This is a genomic window from Microcystis sp. M53603_WE2, assembly GCF_030065435.1.
Window position 1 is genome coordinate 1 of sequence record NZ_JASJFF010000119.1, and the last position, 5,731, is coordinate 5,731.

At 39.3% G+C, this 5,731-nt stretch carries 5 protein-coding genes and 2 pseudogenes; 5 read left to right on the forward strand and 2 right to left on the reverse strand.

Features of this window, described 5'->3' with window-relative positions:
• Both PX481_RS02850 and PX481_RS02855 read right to left on the reverse strand, forming a co-directional pair.
• Nucleotides 1-74: pseudogene (locus PX481_RS02850) on the reverse strand (thiol-disulfide oxidoreductase); the annotation flags it as partial.
• A 222-nt stretch (nt 75-296) separates the two neighbouring features.
• Entirely contained in the window at nt 297-1,016 is a 720-nt protein-coding gene (locus tag PX481_RS02855) for a TerC family protein (protein WP_002758716.1), read from the reverse strand.
• A 189-nt stretch (nt 1,017-1,205) separates the two neighbouring features.
• Between PX481_RS02855 and psaM the strand changes: the two genes are divergently transcribed.
• The 5 genes and pseudogenes from psaM to PX481_RS02880 all read left to right on the forward strand — a co-directional run.
• Entirely contained in the window at nt 1,206-1,298 is a 93-nt protein-coding gene (psaM, locus tag PX481_RS02860) for a photosystem I reaction center subunit XII (RefSeq protein WP_012264462.1), read from the forward strand.
• Nucleotides 1,299-1,460: 162 nt separating this feature from the next.
• Entirely contained in the window at nt 1,461-1,811 is a 351-nt protein-coding gene (locus PX481_RS02865; RefSeq protein ID WP_002758717.1) for a slr1601 family putative cell division protein, read from the forward strand.
• A gap of 51 nt (nt 1,812-1,862) precedes the next feature.
• Nucleotides 1,863-3,167, forward strand: coding sequence for a glycoside hydrolase family 15 protein (locus tag PX481_RS02870; protein ID WP_002758718.1), 1,305 nt, complete (start codon nt 1,863-1,865; stop codon nt 3,165-3,167).
• Between the two features lie 197 nt (nt 3,168-3,364).
• Nucleotides 3,365-5,254: a hypothetical protein gene (locus PX481_RS02875; protein ID WP_002758719.1), complete on the forward strand. Its 1,890-nt coding sequence runs from the start codon at nt 3,365-3,367 to the stop codon at nt 5,252-5,254.
• Nucleotides 5,255-5,463: 209 nt separating this feature from the next.
• Nucleotides 5,464-5,731 (forward strand): annotated as a pseudogene (locus PX481_RS02880) (THUMP domain-containing protein); the annotation flags it as partial.

Here is a 5,731-nt window from a genome sequence, read left to right on the forward strand (position 1 = left end):
AGTTTAATTTTCCAAGAGGGCGATCGAGTAGAATTTTCTAAGGTATCAGCAGATGGAGTCGGTAAAGATGACATGATCTTCTAGGGATTTTCTTTTCGGTGGTCGGTAATTAGTGAGGGGTTGAGAAGTGGCGAGTGAGTGGAACGAACCACAGAGACACAAAGGACACAAAGATCGATCCTACATTAAGTTAAACTTATCACACAAAAAATAAGAGAGCCAATTGGGGTGTGGGGAGAATAAATAAAAGCAATCTCCTGAATACTGGCTCGGAGAATACTGTCCTGATGATTATTTTATGGCAATTCATCAGATTGGATGGTATCACTCTCTATTGGTTCTCGATCGTTGCGTTTTGAGAAACCCCAAGCAAAGAGGATAGCAATTAAACTAATCATAATCCATTCCGGCGGCACAAAATCGGGACTAATCACCCGCAACAGCAATCTTAAACCCACCAAACCGACGGTGACAAAACCAGCATCTTCTAGGTGGGTGTATTCTTCCAACCAGCGAATAAATAAACCCGCCATAAAGCGCAGGGTAACTACTCCGATCGTACCACCAAGCAGGATCAACCAAGTATCATCGGCCACGGCGATGGAGGTGGTGACACTATCGAGGGAAAAAGCTAAATCGGTAACGGCAATTAGGGGGATAGCTTGCCAGAGAGATTGAAACTTGAGACTATGATGGGTGTGGTCTTTGTCTTCCGGGGAGGCAAAGTAATTAAAGACTAACCAGAGCAAATATACTGCTCCCAAAAGTTCAAACTGCCAGTATTTAACCACCCAGGTGGCGGTAAGAATCAAGACCATACGGAGAATATAGGCGAAAACTAAGCCAATATTCAAGGCCTGACGTTGACGCTGATGATCTCCTAATCCCTGTGCTATGGAAGCGAGAGCAATGGCGTTATCTGCTGATAATACCGCTTCTAGGGCAATGAGAACCAACAGAATTAACGGGGTTTTTAGACTAAGGGTTAGAGATGAATCAAGGAGCGAGTCTAACATTGAGGCCGCAGGTAAAAATAAATGTAATCATGGCAATACTTCAGCTTAACGCTTTTACAACTTTCTTTTCTAGGGGAGATAACCGTCATCGGGGTGGGGAGATATGAAGTCTTGTAACGAAATGATGCAGAGGACCCCGATGATGTCGGAAAGTATTGGATGAATATCTTTATGAGGAGATAATCAGCAATGCTTTCTGATACTCAAGTTTTAGTCGCTCTGGTAATTGCTTTAATCCCCGGGATTTTGGCTTTTCGTCTAGCGACGGAACTTTATAAGTAAAATCGCTTTCAATAAACCCTGATCCCGTCTGACCTAGCTATAGGGGAGACCGATTGGGGTTTTTTCGGTTGTCGGTTATCAGTTACCAGTTATCAGTGATTGGGAGTAACTTGAAAGTAATTAGCCACTTTTCTCACCGATTTTACTTATACTCATAAATCTATGACCGCAGGAACACGAAACCAAACCGACAAAAAAAACCGAAAAAAGCCAAAAAGCGGCAATAAATCCCAAAACTGGCAAGTTATCGAGATCTGGCTCCGAATTATTGCCTATAGCGCCATTTCCGTCACGGCAGTTTTTGCGATCGCTCGTTTGCTACCTTACCAACAGATCCAACAGGCAAAACTGGAAGAAGTGCGTTTGGCAGCCCAAGAAAAGGAGGAACGCGTCAATCAATTGCGCGGTCAATTTACTCGCAGCTTCGATCCTAGTCAAGCGCGGCAAGTGATGGGGGAACAAAGTCCCCGACGGGATCCTAATCAAAGACGCATTTTTTGGGTTTCTCAGTAGAATTGAGCGAGATAAATTCGTTTTTGAGCAGATTATTGGGGTATTTTGCCGATGCTGGTTGTTCACAACGAAAAAATTCTCGATTTCATTAAATACCGCTACTCTCTGGGGGATCTTCAGAGATTATCCGCGTTTTTGTCGGAAAATGATGTCTTGAGATTTCCCCAGCTAGAAAATGGCTTATTTCCAGCAGCATTAGTCAGTAATGAGACAGAATACACCGGATATGCCAATGTTTGGCTGAGGGATAACGTTTATCTGGCCTATTCTCACTATATTATCGGACAGACAGCGATCGCTGTCAAGAATATTCAGACTTTGATGAACTATTTTCAAAAGTTCCAAAGGCGTTTTATTAATATTATCCAAGGTCGAGTTAATCCTGAAAAGATCAGGGAACGTCCTCATATTCGTTTTGAGGGACGTACACTGACGGAAATTGACCAAGTTTGGCAACACGCACAAAATGATGCCCTTGGCTATTTTCTCTGGTTTTATTGTCGTTTAGCACGGGAAAAATATGTTGAGCTTTCCCCCCATTGTCTAGAAACAATTGCCCTATTCCCCTTATATTTTCAAGCAATTAGTTATTGGCAGGATGAGGATAGCGGTCACTGGGAAGAAACCCGTAAAATAGAAGCATCTAGCATCGGGGTTGTGGTAGCGGGATTACGGGAATTAAAAAGGTTATTAATCGAGACAGAGATAAATCTCACGGCTGAAAATCGCAGGATTACACCGGCATTTTTAGCGGACTTAATTGAGATAGGAGAACAAGCTTTATACCGTATTTTACCGGCCGAGTGTCTTCTACCAGTACCGCAAGCGAGAAGTTATGATGCAGCCCTACTTTTTTTGATTTATCCCTTACAAGTGGTGGAGACAAATATCGCCGATCAAATTCTTAATAATGTTATCGTTCACCTTCAGGGAGATTACGGTATTCGTCGCTATTTAGGTGATTCTTTTTGGTGTCGAGACTATCGCTTAATTCCCCCAGAAATCCGCACCACGGTATCGACGGAAAGGGAAAATTGGTTACAGGAACAAGGGAGAGGATTAAACCTAGGCGAAGAAGCACAATGGTGTATTTTTGATCCGATTATTTCTGCCATTTTTGCCCTTAAATTCCAGAGTACAGGTCAGGAGAAATACCTCAACCTACAAACCCATTACTTCAATCGTTCTCTCGGACAAATTACGGGAAAAGATTCCCCCCTGGGTGAGTTTAAATGTCCCGAATTATACTATCTAGAACAGGGAAAATATATTCCTAATGATGCCACTCCTCTCCTTTGGACACAGGCTAATTTACAAATCGCCTTGGAACTAATTAAGAAAAGTTTAAGCCAATAGTGTAATTCTAAATAGCTGGTTATAATTCAATTAAAAATGGATTTTAGGTTTGATCCCCCCTGCCCCCCTTGATAAGGGGGGTGCCGATAGGCGGGGGGATCTACCCTTGATAAGGTGGGTGTCTGATAATTTTTAACGCCTACCTACTTATTTGACCAGATAAAATTACAACTATATATAAATCCAGGAGTTAAAAAATGCCTAAGAACAACAATCAACCCGATATCAATAAAGCGATCGATGTGTGTATGGAGGAGTATAAAACCCTGAGAACGGAAATTTTACAAACCATACAAAATCGCACTAATGTTATTGTCTTCGGGGGGGGTCTAGTTTTGACTTTACTGGGAATTGGGATCAGTCCCATCGCTAATCTTCCCATCATGAAAGAGACAACAACTATTACTACTACAAAACCCACAGATACAACTACAATAGAAACGACAAAAGGAGAAAAAAAAACGACAAAAGGAGAAACAACACAAACGACAATATCTCATCCAAAAGGGGATAGTAGTCACGAAATTAAACAAAAAAATTCAAAGCCAACTCCAAAAGGGGATAGTAGTCACAAAATTAAACCAAAAAATTCAAAGCCAACTTCCTCGACGTCAGTTATTAAAGAAAAAGACACAGTAACAGCAACAGAAACAATATCTCCACAAAAATATGATATTCCAATTGAACGGCGAATTCCTTCAGCAATTATTCTGGGAATAATGGTTCCCGCCTCTTGTGGATTGATCATCTTTCTTGTCAATGCAAGTAATCATCAGGTCGTTAGAATTGGTAGATATATTGCCACTAATATTGAGCCTAAAATTAATGATTTATACTTTAATAATTTACCCGTTGCTCAGAAGCCAATTGTTTGGGAAACCTATATGCAAACTTTACGATTTGGACCAGAAGAGGGTACTTGGATTAAAAGGGTTTTTGGTACTATCCAACTCTTGGGATTAGCGGGTGCTGTTTTTGCAGTATCAGACATAATAATTCTTTACCCATTAGAATCGATAAGTGCTATTCTTAGTCCCATGGTAGGAAACTTAATTGGTGCATATATTATCACTGTGATTATTTTAATTGTTGTAATATCGGTGTTACTATTAATACCAGCAATTAGAAAGATAATTAGAAAGATAATTAGAAAGATAATTTTACCTATGTACTTCTCAATACTTACTGAAGAAGGTAGTATTGCCGAGTTAAGAGACGGTGAAGGAAGTTTAAAAAAAATCTGGTACAAAGGAATTGACAAACAAAATGAAGATGTGAAAAGTACACGAATATTTTGGATAAAACCTATAAGATATTTTATTCCTCTGTATCAGATAGTAGGAGAAATGATTGATGATGATGATAGAGATAATGCTATTATTCAGATAGAAAATGGCTCGTTAAAATCGAGACTGCAAACTTTAGATGAATTTCGCCTAGCTAATCAAGTACAGAATACTAAAGTTTTGATGCAAGCACAAGGAGCAAATAAACAAGACCTTTTAAATGAACTTATCAATAATTTATTTGAACATATTCAAAATCAAGAAGTGAAATCTACACGAATGTATCAAATAGTAGAATCAATGATTGATGATAGAGATAATGCTATTATTCAGATAGAAAATGGCTCGTTAAAATCGAGACTGCAAACTTTAGATGAATTTCGCCTAGCTAATCAAGTACAGAATACTAAAGTTTTGATGCAAGCACAAGGAGCAAATAAACAAAACCTTTTAAATGAACTTATTAATGATTGTTTTAAAAATCTTCTTAATAAAATTCAAAATTACAGTAGAAATCCAGAATATAATCCACCTTTCTATTTTAACTTAGACAATGGTGGAAGAAAAGACGTTAACAATATCCCAGAATTACTCAAATTATGTATAGATAATCCAAGAAACTTTATGCAGTACATTAGGCAGCAAGATTTTAAGAATTGGCTGGATAATATAGAGATAGGGGAAACCGAACTAGCAAATATAGCTCAGGCAACTCGCGAGAAAAATTTCCCTAACGATAATGAGCGCCTACATTATTTTCTCAGAGAATGCTGTCTAGTCTTGATTGGGAGAAACCCTTAATATTTCCTAACAAAAACTTGATTTGATCGCCGACTACCTGCAAGATAAAGAAAGAACGAATCAGATAGGAATTTACAAGGGGATAAAAATTAAAATCTTTCTGATTTCAAGCTACCAACGACCGGCGCTAGTCACTGAAAACTGAAAACTGATAACTGATAACTCACATCTGAAAACTGAAAACTGAAAACTGATAACTGATAACTGAAATGACTCGATCCTATTTTGCTACTACCGCGAGGGGACTAGAAGAAATTGCCGCTAGGGAATTAGAATGCCTAGGGGCCAAAGAAGTGAAACCCGTATTCACCGGAGTCCATTTTCAGGGAGATCTGGCCCTACTCTATCGAGTCAATCTTTGGTCAAGAATTATTTTTCGGGTTTTGGTTCCCATTGCCGAAATTCCCTGTGGGGATGGGAAGGAACTGTATGATGGCATTCAAGCCATTGATTGGCGCGATTATCTCACCAGTGAGG